Origin of the sequence: Alteromonas sp. H39, assembly GCF_047556435.1 — a bacterium.
Classification (GTDB): domain Bacteria; phylum Pseudomonadota; class Gammaproteobacteria; order Enterobacterales; family Alteromonadaceae; genus Alteromonas.
Map to the genome: position 1 here is coordinate 2,385,519 of NZ_CP180210.1, position 20,986 is coordinate 2,406,504.

The following is a 20,986-nucleotide window of genomic DNA, read 5'->3' on the forward strand; positions in this document are numbered from 1 at the left end:
TATGCAACGCTGTTTACAATCTGTGCGCCCTACAACCACGCGACTCTGTGCAATTAACCGCTAATTGCTCAGTGGCAGCGCGACAGGCAGTATGTTGTCTATTGCAAAAACGTTGCAAAATCTGGTCCAACCAGACTCAGTAATGATTGCGGAATTGATTGAATAGCGATAGTGATTTTTTTCGATTAGTAACATCGGCTTTTTTATATAGAAAAGGCAATGACATCGGGCAAAAAAAAGCCGCTTACAAAGCGGCTTTTTAAGAGTAATGATGAACGCTTATTTTTCCGTCACTGTCAGAGTCGGGCTTCCACCATCAGGTCCTTCAACCTTGAACTCATAGGTACCCGCAGGGACATCTATCAGCAGGTTGTTGTTGCTGCTGGTGATTGCTTTCGGGCTATCTGGCGTAACCGCATTACTTGTTTCACCATCCGGGTTACCCAGGTTCACCGTCGACCAGTCCTCGGAAGCAACCTTAAACTCTGTAGCCCCGGCACTCAGATCAATGTCTACGGTATAAACACCGGCGCCCTGGTACATGAACGGGTTATCAATCCCCCATCCATTCATACCGCCGCGAAGGAATACCGGCGTATTACCCCAGAACTCTTCTTTAAACACACGCAGTTTTGGCTCTTCTACCGAGGTTACGTCAAAAATGAATACATAGGGCTCTTCACTTTCGATGTCAATCACCAGGTTGTTGTCACTAGGTGCCAGGAACGTGTCCTCACCCAGTATCACCACTCTGTCTGCGTCATCAGCAGAGAATGCACCTAAGTTCACTGTCGACCAGTCGTCGGTAGCAACTTTGAACTCATAGCTTCCTATTGCTAAGTCAATTGGCGCGGAATAAATGCGTCCGCCCTGATGGGTCAGTTGATTATCTGTGCCCCAGCCATTAAAGCCGCCACGCACAAACACCGGCGTTTCTGCATATAGGTCCTCATTTTCCACAGTAAGGACAGGCGCTTCTTTATCAGAGGCATCCACGGTGAATAGATACGTCGCATCTGCAGCCGGAGTAAATATCAGGTTGTTGTTGCTAACAGCCAGCACTTTCTCTTCTTGAGCAATAACGTCCTGCGGGTCGCCATCACGCGCACCGAAATTCACCCCTGAAGGATCGCCCCAGTCTTCTGCTGCCACTTTAAATTCATAAGTAGTATCCGCAGTGAGTGCTACCGCGACCTGATACACACCACCACCGGCGTATTCAAACGCATCGCTGGTACCCCAGTCGTTCATTCCACCACGCAGATACACCACCGTATCGCCGTAAGGTACAACATCCGGTGCCCCTGCCGTTGCCAGTGCTGACAAGCCGTACCCCTGTGCGCCCATTTGTGGCTTCACAAACACTGCCATGGTTAGCGCTGGCACCGTAAAGGTACCGTTGCCTTCATCATCGCCAGTGCCCTCGGTGAAAAAAGCGCCACGAACGGTCGGATCTACCGAGTTCATATGGGTCATATGAAGCTCAAACCCTGTTGCGGTGTTCACCATGATAGACTTTTCTTCATAGCCGGTGTTTACCACCACCACGATAGCGTCATTCATCGGGTCCAAATCAGCCAGCATCAGATCGGAATCAGGCGTGATACCGTCATCGATAGACATGGCAATCAGGCCTTGCTGCTGACGACGCCCCAGGTTATGGAAGCCAACACGGTCAATAATCGCCTGGCCGGTGGTCAGTCTGAACAGCGGGCTTTCCATACGAATGCTCAGGTATTCGTTGAAGACGTTTGACGCAAACTCAATGTCTGACATGGAAGCAGCACGCTCTGGCGAATAAATGAATTCACCCATTTCCTCCCAGCGCGCTTCATTGTCTTGTGCCGGCGGCAGACCTACGTTCCAGTTGTTGGTCTGGTACGTAAAGTCTACGTAGTTAAACCAGTCGCCTGAATCATAGCTGTTACGGTCCATCGACTTCGAACGCAACATATCACCGCCCATTTGCAGGAAAGGAATACCCTGCGACATCAGCGGCAGGCCAATACCAATGTTCTGTGCTCGAACACGTTCCGCCAGCGTCAGATCCATGGGTAAGGTGTAGTTAAACTGATCCCACAACGTTTCATTATCGTGTTTTGACACATAGTTGATAATGTCAGCCGGATCAGTGGCATAGCCACCTAAATTGCTGCCCGCGCTGTCAACGTCGCCGGATGTGTTCAGAATGTAGTTACTTAGCGTACCGGCCATTCCGATTTTCAGACGATCCTGGTCGCTTAACGCGGCATCACTATCCGGGTTGAATATATTGCCCTGGCGGATAGCTTCGCGAATACGGTCGTTATAAGTCCCAATTTCGGTTCCGGCCATATTCAACTGATTGGCCTGCTCATAACCACGGTCGATTTTCGTCCAGCCTTCGCCGTAGAAATAGTTGTCCGGGTCGATAGCCTGCACGGCATCGCGCAGCCGTACCATGGTGTCCACCGTTGCCTGACTCATGATGTCAAAGCGGAACGCATCGAACTTATACTGTTCGGTCCACATCAGCAGAGAATCCTGCATGAATTTTTCCATCATGACGTTGCGCGGTTCGGTATCGTCACAGCACGTTTCGCGCACAATAGCACCAGAGTCAACCTCATAACGGTGGTAGTAACCCGGGACCACTTTATCCAGTACCGATTTCGGGAATACGCCTGAGGCATTAGTGTGGTTGTATACCACGTCCAGTGCCACACGCAGTCCCATCTCATGCAGTGCCTGGTTCATTGCACGCATTTCGATAATACGCTCAACCCCTTCTGCACTTGAGGCATAACTGCCTTCTGGCGCGTTAAAGTGGTGAGGATCATAACCCCAGTTGAAGGTGTCGACGCCACGCAGATCGTTGGTCAGTTGCTGCGCTTTGGCGGCTTCTGACAATGGATCGTAGCTGTTGTAGACATCAATCAATACTGCGCCACTGCTCTCTTCATCGCACACTGCCGCATCGCGGTTCAGTACGCACAGTTCACCAACTGTGCTGTAAAGATCGATGGTGTTGGCCGGATCTTCATCAATGGTAGCAATGTCATTTGCAGGCAATACGTGGAAGTAGTTAAGACCCGCATCCACCAGTTTCTGCAAATGCATCACCGGCGCAGTACCTTCTTCAGTAAACGCCAGGTACTTACCTCGATTGGCTTCAGAGGTTGACATATCACGGGCACTGAAATCACGGATGTGACCTTCATAGATAACCGCATCTTCCGGGTTCTCAATGGTTGGCACACTATGGTCTTCCCAGCCTTCCGGTTTCAAATCATCATCATTCAGGTTCACAAAGCGTGAGAAACGGCCATTAGTAGTCAGTGAAACCGAATATGGGTCGGTCACTCGCAGTGTCTCAATGCTATTGGTTATAGGGTGATACACTGTTACCTCATAGCGGTACAGAGTACGATCCAGATCCATTGAGCCTTCATAAGACCACACACCGCTGTCTTCATTTAGCGTCATATCGTAAGACGCCGCCAGCGCTTTGTTATCGTTGTAGGACAATAAGCGAACGTTTTGCGCGGTTGGTGCCCATACTGCAGCGGTAATACCCGTGTCGGTATACACAGCTCCAAGCATGGTTTCATCAGCATCAGCTTCGCCTGTGGTATAAACCTGATCGATGGCATTCGCCATCTGGATACCGGTCGCTGCAACCAGCGTGCCTTCTGAATCATATCCGCCCAGAACCGCCTGAGTTTTCATGACGGCCTTTGCATCGGCCACTTCCCACTCACCGTACCAGGCAGACATGCCGGATAGATGCGGCGCAATTGCAGCCTGCTCGTCTGTCAGTTCAGCCATTTCCAGCTCGACAGCAGTGCCGTTCAGACCTTCTTCCAGAGACGTTTCAAGATCGGCCGCAGCGGAATAATGTAGCTTAACCGTATTCACTCCTTCCGGCGTATCCCAAAGCAGTGTATTGGCATCCAGCCAGTGTGCCGCAAGCCCTTCAATATCTACAGGCTGTGGTCCTAATGACATGATCGGATACTCAAAGACTACCGGCTCACCTGACAGCGTAAAATTCATTCGCGTGTAGGTTTCATCGTCCTGAATCAGCGAGCCTTTAAAGTTCGCACCACCCAGCTCTTTACCGGAATCTTCGGTGCCAATATGAATGATGAAGTTGTGACAGCTATCATAGTTGTCTTTCAGCTCTAACACCCAGTACGCACCATAGTTGGGGTCGATACCCGTTGGCTGACGACCGGCTGCCCAGTCTGTGTCCGGGTCTGCATAAGCATCGCACTCGTCATTGTTCCAGGTATGCAAGCGCCAGCCGTCATACGCAGGGTCGTTGGACGAATTGTCCGCATCCACCGCGGCACGGTTGTAATACAGCACAGCCTGATTGTCACCCGGGAAAAAGACCGGATCAGGCAGTGACGGATCGGCGCCAACCACACAGGCATCGTTAGTTTCATTGGGTACTGTAGGTGGGTCACACTCAATAGGAGGGGGTGCAACACAGGCAGTGCCAGTGTCATTGGGTACATTAGGGGCATCACAGGTCAGCAAGTCGCTGCTTCCGGACTCTACGTCCGAGCCGCCACAGCCTGCAAGCACCATCGTGGTCAGCATTAAGGCGAAAAGCCCACATGCCCTGTTTCTGTTACACATAGGTTGTTGCTCCAGTGTCATTCTTTTCATTGACGTCGCATTCCACGCGCTTTGTATTAATGTTGTTAGTTTCATAGCGTGTACGTCATCCCCAGGAAGTATTGCGTTCCGAAGAACTGAATCGTTCCTGTTTGTTCAGGTGAAGTGAAATAACTTTTGGTAGGCTCGTCGGTAACGTTGTTTACCTGGAAGAGCACACTCATGTTGTCATTGATTTCGTACGAGGCCTGATAATCAATAACCAGTTCATCATCGAAGTTTACCGTCTGGTCGTTAACCGCGACCTGCTCAGAGACAAACGCATCACGGTAACGGCCTGATACGCGGGTTTCGAAGCCCTCGTACTCCCAGAACAGCGTTACTGTCGCAACGTTCTCAGACAATCCAGGCAAGCGACTGGAGAACACGCCGTCACTCAAGGTTCGCTGGATTTCACTTTCGGTATACGAGTAACTGGCGCTTACACCAAGACCTGACCAGATGCCTGGCAACATGCTGTAAATTTGCGTATAGGCAACTTCCACACCACGGATATAGCCACCCTCAGCATTGTTGATTGCAGTTTCGTAGCGGCCGTTCTCTGTGGGCACAGAGACAAAGATAGGATCGCCGTTGGCATCACGTGCCAGTTCAGGCTCCTGTCCTGAGAACTCAGGTTCAAGGAATACCGGTACTTCAATTTCACTCGGTACGGTAAATCCGTTGCCCTCGAAGTCATACGGTTCAATGGCAATGTTCTCTATGAACGATTCGATATCTTTATAGAACGCCGCAACGATAAGTGCACCGTCGGTATCCTGGAAGTAGTACTCCCACGATACGTCATACTGGGTTGCGTAGAATGGATCCAGATACGGGCTGTTGCGCGCCGAGCCATTAATTTTCGCGGTCGGGTTAGACAGGGTGACTTCACCTGAGTCGCGATCCATGGTTGCCGCCACTTCTTCTACATTTGTTGAGGAGTTAGCCGCAAAACGGTTTATCGGTGCCCGCCCCATCACTTTCGCTGCAGCAACACGAAGCTGCGTGGCATCGGTAAGCTTAAAGTTCAGGTTGATTGAAGGCAGAATATCCGTAAATTCGTGAGACAAAATTGTGGGACGATAAAAGTTGTTTATCAGTCCGACTTCGTCAGTGATATTTTGCGCACCCGCAGTAGGATCGCTCACCTCAACAGATGTGCCTGTTTCAGGGTCTGTGACAAAACGCGTTGCGCGCTGGAGTGTGGTTGAACGCTGTTTGGAACGCACATAGCGCACACCAACGTTACCAGAAACAGGAATATCGCCTATCTCAGTATTGATATTTGCCATCAGGTACGCGGCATTTACGGTTTCAAATACATCCCCGCTTTCCTGTACCGACCAGGCAGTAGCAGGACCTGTACCCGGACCGTTAATCACGCCTGCAGCACCGGGGCCCCAGGTTTGTGCTGGCTGAGGAATGCCGCCTGGGAACCAGGCGTTAAGCGCACTATCCAAATCAACGGACAGATAACTTGGGAAATAGCCAAAGTCGCCCGACCAGTTAACAACGTCTACCATGTCCTGCGTCAGGCGCAGAGGGGGTTGACTGGCTGAGAAACCACCATCATTACCAAACTCGAACACGGAACGGTCGTTGCTGTAATCGCGGTCTGAATAGCGGTAACCAAACTCCCATGAGGAAAACAATGGCATATCGACGTAGTACTGGAAATCAACACGATAGGCATTTAGCTCATCTTCATTCTCGTAGGGATAGATACCATACTTACTTACCATAACCCGGTCGACATCAGAAAACGCATCCGCCTGATTAAATGCCAGATCTGGCAGGTTTAAGCCATTCAGCAGATAAGAAATCTGTACATTTTCATCAAACGTCGGGCTGGCTGCATCAGCATCTTCAGATACTAGTGACCACAACAACCCATTGCGGAAGTTACTTTCAGCTTTAGACAGTGACACGTCAAACTGTGCAGCCAGGTTATCCGTGATTTGCCAGTCAGCCTTAATGCCGTAGCTTTCTACCTGATCAAAATCCTGGTTATCATCGTTCACCAGTTCGACGCGGGTAAAGCTGTTGTCGGTACGGGTAAATGTCCCGCCGACCACGCTGTTATTCACCACAACCGGATTGGTAATGCCGGCATTAACACCACCGAGTTTCACACGGTAACCACGGGCAAATGCTTCGGAATCAAATTTGGAAACAAACGCATCCGCTTTCAGCGTAAAGTTTTCTACGGGAGCCCATTCAAATGCAGCCATGTAACCGTCGCGGGTTTCTTCACCGCCTTTGTGCTGCATCTCAAAACCTTCGCTGATGAGCTCGCATTCAGGACAGTCACTGCCGACGTTGTCCATGTCACCTTCAACGCCATCGACATCTACTTCACCGTTATAAGCCAGACCAACAAACTGGGTAGAAACGCTGGGCTGGTAAAGCCTGGCATACCCCAATGAGACACCGACGGTGTCGTCCATGAATTTTCCCTGATAGGAAAAGCTGACACGGTGACCATATTCCTCTGCATCAGGAATTTCGCTGGCACGGTCGTTATACATACCGCGGATATTTGCACTGAACTTATGTTGTTCTTCTATGGCCAACGGGCTTGCTGTCTGCAGCTCAACGGTACCAGCAACACCACCTTCAATCAGTGATGCTTTTGGTGACTTATATACCGCAGCCGAATTTATCAGCTCTGACGGATATTGATCGAATTCAATTGCCCGGCTACCACTTGTGGATACCTGTTCTCTTCCGTTAAGTGTGGAAAAAACGAAATCGCCAGCCAAACCACGGATATTGATTTCCGCTGCCTGACCGCCTGTCCGCACTGCCGAGATACCGGGCAGTCGTGTTAACGCGTCCGCCATGGACACATCTGGCAACCCGCCTAAGTCATCCGCAGAGATTTGCTCAGAGACGGTGTCGCCAAAACGTTTTTGGTTAAGTGACTGTATAAGGCTGGTACTAAAGCCTCGGACTTCAATACGCTCAATGACCTCTTCATCAGGAGTATTCTCCTCTGATTCAGCCTCCTGGGCATATATAGGCTGCGAGACATACGCAAGCCCACTTGCCATCAAGGCAGCCATGATGGTGCTGGGTCTGAATGTTTTCATGGGTGTCCCATTCCTTTTTTTATAGTTGGCCGTTTCTGTTACCGCTAAGTGAACGGCCTATTATGGTTCAACTATGAATACTAGCGCTTAGTATGAAAAAGGAGCAATCCACTGCATACGTATTCAATAACATTGTGAAACATTTTATTTACACAAAAACTTTTTCTGACTGCTTTCTTAACCAAATGTCACAAAGTGGTCAATATGTCATACAAAATGAAGGGCTGCGTCGCGAACAACAGATTAGGTCGATTACAAAATTTTCACATCGCTTAGACGCGTACTGCATGCTTGGTGAATAAATCGCGAATAAAGATAGCGGGACGCGTTAATAATCTCGTTAAAATAACGCTGGCTAAACGACGTTTGCGGAGTAAGTTCAATAGAAAAGCCAATCGGCATATGTGACATGTCGGAAAAACACATCGAAGCATCACCAATCAAGGTGATGTAGAAATGATAAAAAAAACCGCAGCAGATCTGCGACCTGCGCGGTTTTAAACCCTAATTATCCAGGGGAGCAGTGCTTCCTGCACTGCCCTATTTGGGGTTCTAGAACGAGTAGTTGAAACCCAACAGGTAGTTAGCACCATAATGTTGATATAACGTAACCTGTCTTGAATCTGCACCTGAAGACTGGATATCATCTTCATCGGTGATGTTCTGTGCCTGCAGTGTTACGCGCAGACCTTCTAAGTACTCAATGCCTGATTCGCTAAAGTCATAACCAATCTGTGCATCGACAAAGGTACCGCCCTTGTTAGTTGAATCAGACAATGCCAGACTCTGACCGCGGGTTTCACTTAAATAATCGGTACGTTTTGTTGCGGCGATACGGAACTCAAAGCCAGCGTTTTCATAGAAAACCGTCATGCTGTAGTTCTCATCAGACAGACCTGGAATGCGTGTTTCTGTTGTACCGGGCGCGGCGTCTGCGTAACCGTCAAGGAAGGTAGCGCTGGCAAACAAGCCAAAACCTTCCAGCGAGTCATGCAGTAACTCACCAGGCAAGCTACCCTGCACTTCCCATCCACGAACAAAGCCTTCGTAGCCATCTTGTGGACGTGAGTTTTCGCCGACGAACAGCACAGGAGCCTGGTTGCCAGTCTCATTTGAGCTCTGGTGAATTGCTGGAATGTAGAATTCAGTAAAGTCCTGCTCTACTGCATTACTGCGATGCCAGTTTTTCAGATCTTTGTAGAAGAAAGAAACGGCGACATAACCAGTTTCAGAGAAGTAGTTCTCGTAAGCCAGGTCAAACTGATTGGCTTCATAAGGCTTCAGCTCAGGGTTACCTGATGATGCGCCCCACGGGCTGTTGTCAGGGTCGTCACTCAGGATCTGGCTGTCGTTAAACGAGAACGTCACCTGACTGTTCGGACGCATGTCATCCATACGCGGACGCGTCAGCACTTTGCTCAAACCAAGGCGCACAAACTGTCCTTCTGCGAACTCCGCACTTAGGTTCAGCGTAGGCAGTACGTCGGTGTAATCCGTTCCACCCGATACCGGCAGAGCTTCAACATAGCCTAAACTGTCAGAAGTGGTAGCGAAGCCCGTAGACTGTTGATCAGCATTGACGATTTGCAAGCCGACGTTACCACGGATATAAATGCCTTCATATTCCGTATCGATGTTCAGCTTGCCGTAAAGCGTCGTGAGTTGCTCTTCAACTTCATAGGTATCACCTAAGCGATCTGCCTGTACCAACTGTGCATCCAGTTCGCTGTAATAGCCGCTGTTATAAAGACCTAGTGAATCATAAGCAAGTACGCCATTGATCCCCACAAAGTCCATCGGCACTACACCCAGCACATCCGGAATGGCGCCATCTCCGGGATACTCTGGTGCGGTCAGGTAAGCACCGTTATTTACTTTGGATTTAGTACGATCTGAATACACGATACCAAATTCAACGGCTGAGACGATGCCCCAGTCCACAAAGCCTTCAGTATCCAGACGGAAGGTAGACAGTTCTTCTTCGAAAATTGGCTTGTTAACAAAGCCGTCTTGCTGATCAGAGAAGTACACGGCTTCTCCGTCTTCATTGAGAATAGTCGGACCCCATGCCTGCGGGCCTGCAAGACGGATCAGGCTTGGATCGGTCAAATCAACAGGTGCAATCGATGGGTGATCAGAAAACATCACGCCATTTGCTGTCATTTCCCAAGAGCGAGCTGCTAATGGACGGCCTTCTGTGCCTGCACGACCCACACCTGAATAACTTTCTACGTCAGTAATGGTCTTATCGACTTTTCCTGAGGAGATATCCGCATTGATGGTCCAGTTATCGTTTAACAGATATTCGGCGTTTAATGCCAGCGTGGTTAACTCAGCTTCCTGTTGACGGACATCGTTACGTATTACGCTGTAAAATCCATCATAATAACCGGCTGTGGCCAGTCCATCTTGTACCTCAGTAACAGTATAAGCGCTGCCAAAACCGAATTCCGGACCGCCTTCCTCAAGGCCTCGACGTGCATCGTCTTCCAGGAAGTCGATGTATAAACCGTCAAACTGAAGAGTCAGATTGTCAGACGGCGCCCACTGAATTACGGTGGCTATGGAGTCTCGCTCCATCATCGCTGAGCGAGCGAAACTGTCGTGTCCAGCCTGGACCACTGTGCCTTCTGGCACATCTACGTCGGCACGCGCAGCGGCATCTGGAGAAACACCCGCATAACCCCAGATACGAGACTGTTGCTCCTGACGCGGTGATTCCATAGTGGCAATAGTCAGTGCTACACCGAGGGTATCGTCAGCAAACTGGTCCACATAGTTGAACGACAGGCGATGGCCGTTATCGTCAAAATCAGGATTCAGTGCATCTTCTTTGTTTTGCTCGTAAGTACCGTTAATGGTCATCGTGCTTTCAGCCGTTAATGGCTTAACCGTTTGCAGGTCGATAGACCCACCGATACTTTGAGTTGTCATTCCGGCTTCAGGTGTTTTGTAAACCAGAATGTTAGAAATGATTTCTGTAGGGTAAAGGTCAAACTCAACACCACGATTGTCGCCCATACCAAGCAGTTCACGGCCATTCAGTGTAGTGCCAACGTAGTTTTCGTTAAAACCACGAACAGAAATACCACTGGTACGGCCATTACGACGTTCACCGGCAAGACCCGGCAGACGCGCCAGCGACTCTGCAATACTGGTATCTGGAAGCTTACCAATATCTTCAGCTGACAGCGCTTCTACGATAGATGTATTATCCATTTTGATGGCCTGGGCGCGCTGCAGTGAGCCGCGAATACCAGAAACCTGGATAACTTCTACCATGCTCTCGTCAACTTGATCAGTCTCTGTGTCCTGCGCCATTGCTGGCATTGTGCCAAAAGCCATACCGCTTGAAATTAGCGCCGCTTTGATGAGGTTCGGTTTGAATTGTGTCATATGGAGGGTGTCCCATTCAGTTAGTTAGATTGTCTTTGTTATTGGTGTTATGACAATTCGATGACATTCAATTAGTCGGGAGCATCCTATCTTCAAGCGCATAATTGCTCAATTGTCTGCATACGTATTCATTAAAATTGATATACACGGCGTTAACATCTCAGGATGCTATTAACATTTTTTTCAACCAGTAAAACATAGTTATCGTGCTGTTTTTAAAGGCGTTCTCAATGATTTAGCCGCCTTTCACACATGTTCCTGTCACATCAGGCACTTATGACATTTACAATCCGTGATAAGCACAGCCTGATAACTAACAACCGCGCTACTTATCAGTAACCCGTTATTTTTTATCTGAGACTCGATGTGAGTACTGATTATAGAACGCAGCAGAAAAAGAAGTGGGCGCTTTCACAAGAATTTTATTTATTAGTGATGCCATCAGCATTGTGGCAAGCCGGGTTAACACTTTAATGGCAGGTTACGTTCTGCAAGCCGACGCAATTCGGTGGGTGATTCTGGTGGGAATACAGACACAAAAAAGCCGGGGGAAACCCGGCTTTCTGACTTACTCCGGGAGACATCCCGGATCATTTTTTGGTTTACCAGCCAGTCGCTTCGCGAAGCGCTTTGCCGATATCAGCCAGTGAGCGTACCGTCTTCACGCCAGCCGCTTCCAGTGCAGCAAATTTCTCATCTGCTGTACCTTTACCGCCTGCGATGATTGCACCGGCATGACCCATACGCTTACCCGGAGGCGCAGTTACACCTGCGATGTAAGAAACCACAGGCTTGGTGACGTTTTCTTTAATGAACGCCGCCGCCTCTTCTTCCGCTGTACCGCCAATTTCACCGATCATCACGATCGCTTCAGTTTGCGGATCATCCTGGAACAGTTTCAGGATATCAATGAAGTTTGAACCCGGGATTGGGTCGCCGCCGATACCTACACACGTAGACTGACCGAAGCCTTCGTCAGTGGTTTGCTTAACCGCTTCATATGTCAGCGTACCAGAGCGAGATACAATACCCACTTTGCCTGGCTTGTGGATGTGACCAGGCATAATACCAATCTTAGTCTCTCCTGGCGTGATAACACCCGGACAGTTAGGACCGATCATACGTGCGCCTTTCGCATCAACGTACTCTTTCACATACAGCATATCCAGCGTAGGAATACCTTCAGTGATACAGACAACCAGCTCGATACCCGCGTCTACTGCTTCAACGATAGAGTCTTTGCAGAACGGAGCAGGAACGTAAATCACAGACGCTGTCGCACCCGTTGCTTCAACCGCTTCACGAACGGTATTGAAAACTGGCAGACCTAAGTGCTCAGTGCCGCCTTTACCTGGCGTGACACCGCCAACCATCTGCGTACCGTAAGCAATTGCCTGTTCAGAGTGGAATGTTCCCTGACCACCAGTGAAACCCTGGCAGATAACTTTGGTGTCTTTATTGATTAATACTGACATTATTTGCCCTCCGCAGCGGCAACAACTTTCTGTGCTGCATCGGTAAGCGATTCAGCAGCAATGATATCAAGGCCAGAGTTGGCCAGAACGTCACGACCCAGTTCCGCATTGGTACCTTCAAGACGAACCACTACCGGTACATTCACGCCTACTTCTTTCACGGCGCCAATGATACCTTCAGCAATCATGTCACAACGTACGATACCACCGAAGATGTTAACCAGTACGGCTTTTACCGCATCGTCAGACAAAATGATTTTAAATGCTTCAGCAACACGCTCTTTGGTCGCGCCGCCACCAACATCCAGGAAGTTGGCAGGCTTTCCGCCGTGCAGGTTTACGATGTCCATGGTACCCATGGCCAGACCTGCACCGTTAACCATACAGCCAACGTTACCGTCTAGTGCTACATAGTTCAGTTCCCACTGTGCGGCATGCGCTTCACGAGAGTCTTCCTGAGAAGGATCGTGCATGTCTTTTACTTTAGGCTGACGATACAGCGCGTTGCTGTCGATGCCCACTTTTGCATCAAGACAGTGCAGGTTGCCATCGGTCTTTATTACCAGCGGGTTAATTTCGATAAGCGCAACGTCCAGCTCTTCAAACATTTTCGCCAGACCCAGGAAGATTTGTACGAACTGTTTGATTTGAACGCCCGACAGACCCAGTTTGAACGCCATCTCACGTGCCTGATAAGGCTGTGGACCAACGATTGGGTCAATCTCTGCTTTCAGAATTTTCTCTGGCGTTTCTTCCGCCACAGTTTCAATTTCAACGCCGCCTTCAGTCGACGCCATGAAAACAACACGACGAGTAGTACGGTCTACAACCGCACCTAAATACAGTTCATTGTCGATGTCTGTGCACGACTCAACAAGGATCTTGCTGACTGGCTGACCGTTTTCGTCAGTTTGGAAGGTCACCAGATTTTTGCCCAGCCATTTTTCGGCAAACTCACGGATGTCGCTCTTGTTCTTAACAAGCTTAACGCCACCGGCTTTACCACGGCCACCCGCGTGGACCTGACATTTTACAACCCACTCGTCGCCGCCAATGCGGTCAGCCGCTTCTACTGCGCCTTGAGGAGTGTCTGCTGCGTATCCTTCAGAAACAGGTAAGCCGTATTCTTTGAATAGCTGCTTACCTTGGTATTCATGCAAATTCATGGTGTTTCTATCCGATTTTTAGTAAGACAAAAGTCGCTTTCGCGACTTGATTAACTTGACTGGCACTGTAGGGTCAACGCCAGCGTTGCGCCAGAGCGAGCGCCCAGTGTATACGGTACGCTCCTCTGCACACAATTCCCTGAGACGAAAGTCTTACACGTCCAAAAGCAGACGTGTTGGATCTTCCAACATCTCTTTAACTGTTACCAGGAAACCCACTGACTCTTTACCATCGACGATACGGTGGTCATAAGACAGTGCCAGGTACATCATTGGCAGAATTTCAACCTTACCGTTCACCGCCATAGGACGATCCTGGATCTTATGCATTCCCAGAATTGCACTTTGCGGCGGGTTGATGATTGGCGTCGACATCAGTGAGCCAAATACACCCCCATTGGTAATTGTGAAATTTCCGCCCTGCAAATCTGCCATCGACAACTTACCGTCGCGGCCCTTGATTGCAAGTTCTTTAATTCCCTTCTCGACATCAGCCATGCCCAGCGTGTCTGTATCTTTCAATACAGGCGTAACCAGACCACGAGGCGTAGATACCGCGATAGAGATATCAAAATAGTTGTGGTAGCAAATGTCATCTCCATCAATTGAGGCATTCACTTCCGGGAAGCGTTTAAGCGCTTCAGTCACGGCTTTCACGTAAAAAGACATAAAGCCAAGACGGATGCCGTGACGCTTCTCAAAACCATCCTGATACTGCTTACGAAGATCCATGATAGGTTTCATGTTCACTTCGTTGAACGTTGTCAGCATGGCGGTAGAGTTTTTCGCTTCCAGCAGACGATTCGCTATGGTTTTGCGAAGACGTGTCATAGGAACACGCTTCTCTGTGCGGTTACCTGAAGGCAGATCAGATGCGTCAGACGGCGTGGAAGTCGAAGATGACGATGATTTCTGTTCGCTGTTGCCGCCTTTCAGGTACTGCTCAACATCTTCTTTGGTAATGCGGCCGTTTTTACCGGTACCTTTTACCTTGGATGCATCAACGCCTTTTTCCGCCAACAAACGACGAACAGAAGGGCTTAACGCATCACTGCCACCGTCGTCGTCTTCAGACTCTTCGGACTTCGCCGGAGCAGATTTGGAAGACCCACTGCCTGCAACAAATTTCGCAATCACTTCTTCAGCGGTAACTGTTGCACCTTCTTCTGCCAGGATCTCGCTAAGAGAGCCATCAGCAGGCGCTACCACTTCCAGTACCACTTTATCAGTTTCAATATCAACCAGGTTCTGGTCACGGCTCACCGACTCACCCACACTCACGTGCCACGTGGCGATGGTCGCATCCGCAACTGACTCAGGCAATACTGGAACTTTTACTTCAGTTTCTTCGCCAGAAGCAGCCTCGTCCTTATCTGAAGAGGCTTCAGTTTTCTCTTTTGAGTCGGTTTTTTCTGCTTTATCAGCTTTGTCAGCACCAGACTTGTCGCCGCTGTCAGATTTGGCAGCACCGCCCTCACCTTTTTCCAGTTTCGCAATGACTTGCTCGCCCAGAACCGTCGCACCCTCTTCATCAAGGATTTCAGCCATAACGCCATCTGCTGGAGCCACAACTTCCAGAACGACCTTGTCTGTTTCAATGTCAACCAGGTTCTGATCGCGTTTTACTGTGTCACCGGCCTTGACGTGCCAGGTTGCAATGGTGGCATCGGCAACTGACTCAGGTAGGACCGGAACTTTTATCTCAATTGTCATCATTGTTCCTTATTTAATAGTGAGTGCGTTTTCAACCAGGGTTTTCTGTTGCTGGTTGTGAACGGAAACATAACCGACTGCAGGTGACGCTGACGCTTCACGACCTGCATATGTTAGCTTGGCACCTTCCGGAATTGCCTGCCAGAAGTGGTGCTGGCTGCAATACCAGGCGCCCTGGTTCTGAGGCTCTTCCTGGCACCAAACCCAATCTTTTACGTGGCTGTATTCTGCCACAATTTTCGCGCATTCTTCCTGCGGGAAAGGATACAGCTGCTCGAGGCGAATGATTGCTACATCCGTTTGCTCGTTTTTGCGGCGCTGATCCAGAAGATCGTAATAGACCTTACCGGAGCACATGACAACCCGTTTCACGTTTTCAGGATTAATCTCATCGATTTCCCCGATGACGTTTTTGAACTGACCTTCCGCCAACTCTTCCAGTGACGATGTTGCCATTGGATGACGCAGCAACGACTTAGGTGACATCACAATCAACGGTTTACGCATCGGACGAATAGCCTGACGACGCAGCATGTTGAATACCTGTGCTGGTGTAGAAGGTACACATACCTGCCAGTTGTGGTCAGCACACATTTGCAGGAAACGCTCAAGTCTTGCAGAGCTGTGCTCTGGTCCCTGGCCTTCATACCCATGCGGAAGAAGTACAGTCAGTCCGCATAAACGGCCCCACTTTGCTTCGCCCGAGCTCAGAAACTGGTCAAACACAACCTGTGCACCGTTGGCAAAATCACCAAACTGCGCTTCCCATATTGTCAGGCAGCCAGGCTCCGCAGTTGCGTAGCCATACTCAAATGCCATCACTGCTTCTTCTGACAATACAGAGTCATAAATTTCTATATCGCCTTGCCCTTCGCGAACGTGCTGCAACGGCATGTAAGTGGAGGCATCTTTTTGATTGTGAAGAACGGCATGACGGTGGAAGAAAGTACCACGCCCCGAGTCCTGTCCGGTAATACGAATATCCGTACCGATATCAACGATGTTGGCGTACGCCAGCGTTTCTGCCATTCCCCAGTCCAGCTTTTTCTCGCCGGCTATCATTGCCTTACGGTCCTGATAAAGTTTGTTCACTCGGGAGTGTAGTTTGTGATCTTCCGGGTAAGATGTGATGGCTTCGCCAAGCTCTTTAAGCTTTTCGACACTGATCGAACCGTCATAAGGGGTATCCCAGTCATGCCCCAGGTATGGTGTCCAGTCTACCGAGTGCTCGGTCATCGGACGCCATTCCTCAACCACACACGCGCCATGATCTAACGCCGCGCGATATTCTTCGAGATAACGGTCAGCATCACGCTGTTCGATAACGCCTTCTGCAATCAGTTGGTCGGCATAAATAATCCGCGGTACCGGATGCTTTTTAACTTTTTGATACATCAGAGGCTGAGTCGCATTTGGCTCATCCGCTTCGTTGTGACCATGACGTCGGTAACAAACCAGGTCAATCACTACGTCTTTTTTGAACTTGTTGCGATATTCAAGCGCCAGTTGGGTGACAAACGCTACCGCTTCCGGATCGTCTGAATTGACGTGGAATATGGGTGCCTGAACCATTTTTGCAATGTCGGTGCAGTACTGCGTAGAACGCGTATCTTCGATTTTCGACGTGGTAAAGCCAACTTGGTTATTTACCACAATGCGAACCGTACCTCCCACAGCGAAGCCGCGGGTTTCCGACATATTAAAGGTTTCCTGAACCACACCCTGACCCGCAATTGCTGAGTCACCATGAATAGTAACCGGAAGCACCTTACTGGTGTCATTGTTGCGGCGCACCAAACGCGCTCGTACTGAGCCCATCACCACAGGATTTACGATTTCCAGGTGAGAGGGGTTAAACGCCAGCGCCAGATGCACATTGCCGCCCGGTGTCGCGAAATCTGATGAGAATCCGGCGTGATATTTTACATCACCTGCGCCCAGAGAGTCGTCATGTTTGCCGGAGAACTCATCAAATAAAACAGATGGATTCTTACCAAGAACATTAACCAGTACATTCAGGCGGCCACGGTGAGCCATACCAATAACGCACTCTTTCGTTCCGCCAGCACCGGCTTTACTGATTAAGCCTTTGAGCATGGGGATCAACGCATCGCCACCTTCCAGTGAGAAACGTTTTGCACCCGGGAACTTTGACCCCAGATATTTTTCCATCCCGTCAGCCGCAGTCAGCCCTTTCAGAATACTCAGCTTTTCATCTTTGCTGATTTCCGGCTTCGCCTGTACGGATTCAATTTTTTGCTGCAACCAACGTTTCTGTTCGGTATCGGTGATGTGCATGTACTCAGCACCGATAGAACCACAATACGTTCTGTTCAACGACTTGAACAGGTCACCTAACGTCATTGACTCTTTACCAATGGCGTAAGAACCGACATTAAACGTTGAGTCGAAATCTTCTTCTGAAAGCGAATGATGCGACAATTCGAGATCGCGCACTCTGGCCTGTTTCCAAAGGCCGAGTGGGTCCAGATTGGCATGCTGATGGCCGCGGAAGCGGTACGCATTAATCAACTGAAGAACTTTAACCTGCTTCTGGTCGGAAACATTACCCGCCGAGACCTGTGTTGGGGCCATACGGGCAGTCGGACCTAAAGAAGCTAGTTTACGGAACTGATCTTTAATCGAGGTGTGATTATTCTCCAGCTCCACACCTTCGACTTTAGGAAGGCTATCGAAGACCTGGCGCCAATTTTCAGAGACGCTCTGAGGGTCGTCAAGGTACGCTTCGTACAACTCTTCGACATAGGCCGCGTTCGCACCAGCCATGTGTGACGAGTCCCACCACGCTTTCATCACGCTTTCTTGCATTATTGTGCCTTGCTACGTTTCGTAAAAAACAAATGATACCGGCATATTATGAAGGCTAAATACGCGTTAACCAACCTTAATCCCGATATATACAAAAAAATAGCCACCCCGAACGGATGGCCATTTAGAGCATTGCTATCTGTAACCCGTAAGTTGACAGAAATATAGTACTAAACAGCCCGTTGTAAAAGCATCGACTTGATTTGGCCGATAGCTTTCGTCGGGTTAAGTCCCTTAGGACATACGCTAACGCAGTTCATTATCCCGTGGCAGCGGAATACGCTGAAAGCATCATCCAGGTCGTTCAGACGTTCTTCGGTCGCGGTATCGCGGCTGTCAATAAGGAAGCGATAGGCGTGAAGAAGACCTGCGGGCCCAATAAACTTGTCCGGATTCCACCAGAACGACGGACACGATGTTGAACAACATGCACACAGAATGCATTCATATAAACCATCAAGCTTAGCACGCTCTTCAGGCGACTGCAGGTGCTCACGCGCAGGCGGCACCTGCGAGTCGTTAATCAGGAATGGTTTAACCTTCTCATACTGCGTATAGAACTGGGTCATGTCGACGACGAGGTCGCGCACAACGGGCAATCCAGGTAACGGGCGAACAACCACTTTGCCCTTGCCTAAACTGGATAGTGGCGTAATACAAGCCAGGCCGTTTTTGCCGTTCATATTAACACCGTCGGAGCCACACACACCTTCGCGGCAAGAGCGGCGAAGTGATAAGGTAGGATCCTGTTCTTTCAACGCCAGCAGCGCATCAAGAACCATCATATCGCGACCTTCTTCCACTTCCAGCGTGTAATCTTGCATGTACGGCGCGTCATCAACCTCAGGGTTGTAACGATAAATTGAGAATTCTAATTTCATGATCGTTGCCTCTCTTAATATGAACGCGCTTTGGGTGGGAATGCTTCCCGCAACTTCGGCGCCATATTGACTTCACGTTTGACCATAGACTCAGACTCCGGACGATAAACTGAGTGGCATAGCCAATTCTCATCATCACGGTCCGGGTAATCGAAGCGGCTGTGAGCGCCACGACTTTCCGTTCTGAAGTTTGCTGCAACTGCCGTGCTGTACGCGGTTTCCATCAGGTTATCCAGTTCCAGACACTCAATACGCTGCGTGTTGAAATCTGAACTCTTATCATCCAGGCGCGCATGCTTAAGACGCTCACGGATTTCGCGAAGTTGCTCAAGGCCTTCAGCCATGGCATCACCTTCACGGAATACAGAGAAGTTAAGCTGCATACATTCCTGCATGTCTTTTTTAATTTGAACCGGGTCTTCGCCCTTGCCTTTTTCTGAATTTTCCCAGCGATTGAAGCGTGACATGGCCGCGTCAAGATCGGATTCAGAAGCGTCACGGGACGGTGCCATTTCGGCGAGTGTTTCACCCAGGTGAAGGCCAGTAGCGCGACCGAATACCACAAGGTCAAGCAATGAGTTACCACCCAGGCGGTTAGCGCCGTGAACAGATACGCAGGCAATTTCACCACAGGCGAACAGACCGTTTACTACCTGGTCTTTGCCATTCTCATCAATTTTCAGACACTGACCATGGACGTTCGTGGGAATCCCCCCCATCATATAGTGACAGGTTGGGATAACCGGAATGGGCTCTTTAACCGGGTCGACGTGTGCAAAGGTACGAGAAAGCTCAAGAATACCTGGCAGACGCGACTCAAGCACTTCTTTACCCAGATGATCCAGCTTAAGTTTAATATGCGTACCCCATGGGCCATCACAACCACGGCCTTCACGAATCTCTGTCATCATGGAACGTGCAACAACGTCACGTCCGGCAAGATCTTTCGCATTCGGCGCATAACGCTCCATAAAGCGTTCGCCATCTTTATTTAACAGATAACCACCTTCACCGCGACACCCTTCGGTAACCAATGTACCTGCGCCGGCGATACCGGTTGGGTGGAACTGCCACATTTCCATATCCTGTACGGAAACCCCGGCACGTAGTGCCATTCCTACACCGTCACCGGTGTTGATGTGGGCGTTGGTAGTTGACGCATAAATGCGTCCGGCGCCACCAGTTGCCAAAACAACTGCGCGAGATTTGAAGTAAACCACTTCGCCGGTTTCGATGTCGATAGCGGTACAGCCAACGACGTCACCGTCCTGGTTTTTCACCAGATCCAGTGCATACCATTCGCTGAACACTTTTGTTTTGTTTTTAACATTTTGCTGATAAAGCAGGTGAAGCAGCGCGTGACCGGTACGGTCGGCTGCAGCAGCAGTACGTGCCGCCTGTTCGCCACCGAAGTTCTTAGACTGGCCACCGAAAGGACGCTGATAAACCTTACCATTTTCAAAACGTGAGAACGGCAGTCCCATATTTTCCATCTCAATGATGGCTTCAGGGCCGGTTTTACACATATATTCAATAGCGTCCTGGTCGCCAATATAATCGGATCCCTTAACGGTATCGTACATGTGCCATTCCCAGTTATCTTCATGGGAATTACCCAATGCTACCGTGATTCCGCCCTGGGCAGATACGGTGTGAGAACGGGTAGGAAACACTTTTGATAGTAATGCGCAGGATTTGCCAGATTGTGAAATCTGAAGTGCAGCACGCATACCTGCACCGCCGGCGCCGATAACGACGGCATCAAACTCGTGAACGGGTAAACTCAT

The 20,986-nt window shown here is 49.6% G+C and carries 9 protein-coding genes; all 9 read right to left on the reverse strand.

Annotation, left to right across the window (positions count from 1 at the left end; genetic code table 11):
* Nucleotides 1-279: 279 nt before the first annotated feature.
* The 9 genes from pulA to sdhA all read right to left on the reverse strand — a co-directional run bounded on the left by pulA (nucleotide 280) and on the right by sdhA (nucleotide 20,986).
* Entirely contained in the window at nucleotides 280-4,626 is a 4,347-nt protein-coding gene (gene pulA / locus ACLBLI_RS10530; RefSeq protein ID WP_414830949.1) for a pullulanase-type alpha-1,6-glucosidase, read from the reverse strand.
* Between the two features lie 71 nt (nucleotides 4,627-4,697).
* Nucleotides 4,698-7,739, reverse strand: coding sequence for a TonB-dependent receptor (locus tag ACLBLI_RS10535; RefSeq protein ID WP_414827579.1), 3,042 nt, complete (start codon nucleotides 7,737-7,739; stop codon nucleotides 4,698-4,700).
* 552 nt (nucleotides 7,740-8,291) lie between these two features.
* On the reverse strand, nucleotides 8,292-11,135 hold the full coding sequence (locus tag ACLBLI_RS10540) for a TonB-dependent receptor (RefSeq protein ID WP_414827580.1): 2,844 nt from the start codon (nucleotides 11,133-11,135) through the stop codon (nucleotides 8,292-8,294).
* A gap of 602 nt (nucleotides 11,136-11,737) precedes the next feature.
* A complete protein-coding gene (gene sucD, locus ACLBLI_RS10545) occupies nucleotides 11,738-12,610 on the reverse strand; it encodes a succinate--CoA ligase subunit alpha (RefSeq protein ID WP_218310691.1) in 873 nt (290 codons plus the stop codon).
* Nucleotides 12,610-13,776, reverse strand: a complete 1,167-nt coding sequence (gene sucC / locus ACLBLI_RS10550) for an ADP-forming succinate--CoA ligase subunit beta (protein ID WP_218310690.1) — start codon at nucleotides 13,774-13,776, stop codon at nucleotides 12,610-12,612. Before sucC ends, sucD begins: the two co-directional genes overlap by 1 nt.
* Before the next feature lie 153 nt (nucleotides 13,777-13,929).
* Nucleotides 13,930-15,489 carry a 2-oxoglutarate dehydrogenase complex dihydrolipoyllysine-residue succinyltransferase gene (gene odhB, locus ACLBLI_RS10555; RefSeq protein WP_414830950.1) on the reverse strand — a complete coding sequence of 520 codons (1,560 nt, stop codon included), beginning with the start codon at nucleotides 15,487-15,489 and terminating at the stop codon, nucleotides 13,930-13,932.
* A gap of 9 nt (nucleotides 15,490-15,498) precedes the next feature.
* Entirely contained in the window at nucleotides 15,499-18,318 is a 2,820-nt protein-coding gene (gene sucA / locus ACLBLI_RS10560) for a 2-oxoglutarate dehydrogenase E1 component (RefSeq protein WP_414827581.1), read from the reverse strand.
* 170 nt (nucleotides 18,319-18,488) lie between these two features.
* Nucleotides 18,489-19,199, reverse strand: coding sequence for a succinate dehydrogenase iron-sulfur subunit (locus ACLBLI_RS10565; protein ID WP_218310688.1), 711 nt, complete (start codon nucleotides 19,197-19,199; stop codon nucleotides 18,489-18,491).
* A 14-nt stretch (nucleotides 19,200-19,213) separates the two neighbouring features.
* The gene (gene sdhA / locus ACLBLI_RS10570; RefSeq protein ID WP_414827582.1) at nucleotides 19,214-20,986 is read right to left on the reverse strand and encodes a succinate dehydrogenase flavoprotein subunit; all 1,773 of its coding nucleotides are present in this window, start codon (nucleotides 20,984-20,986) and stop codon (nucleotides 19,214-19,216) included.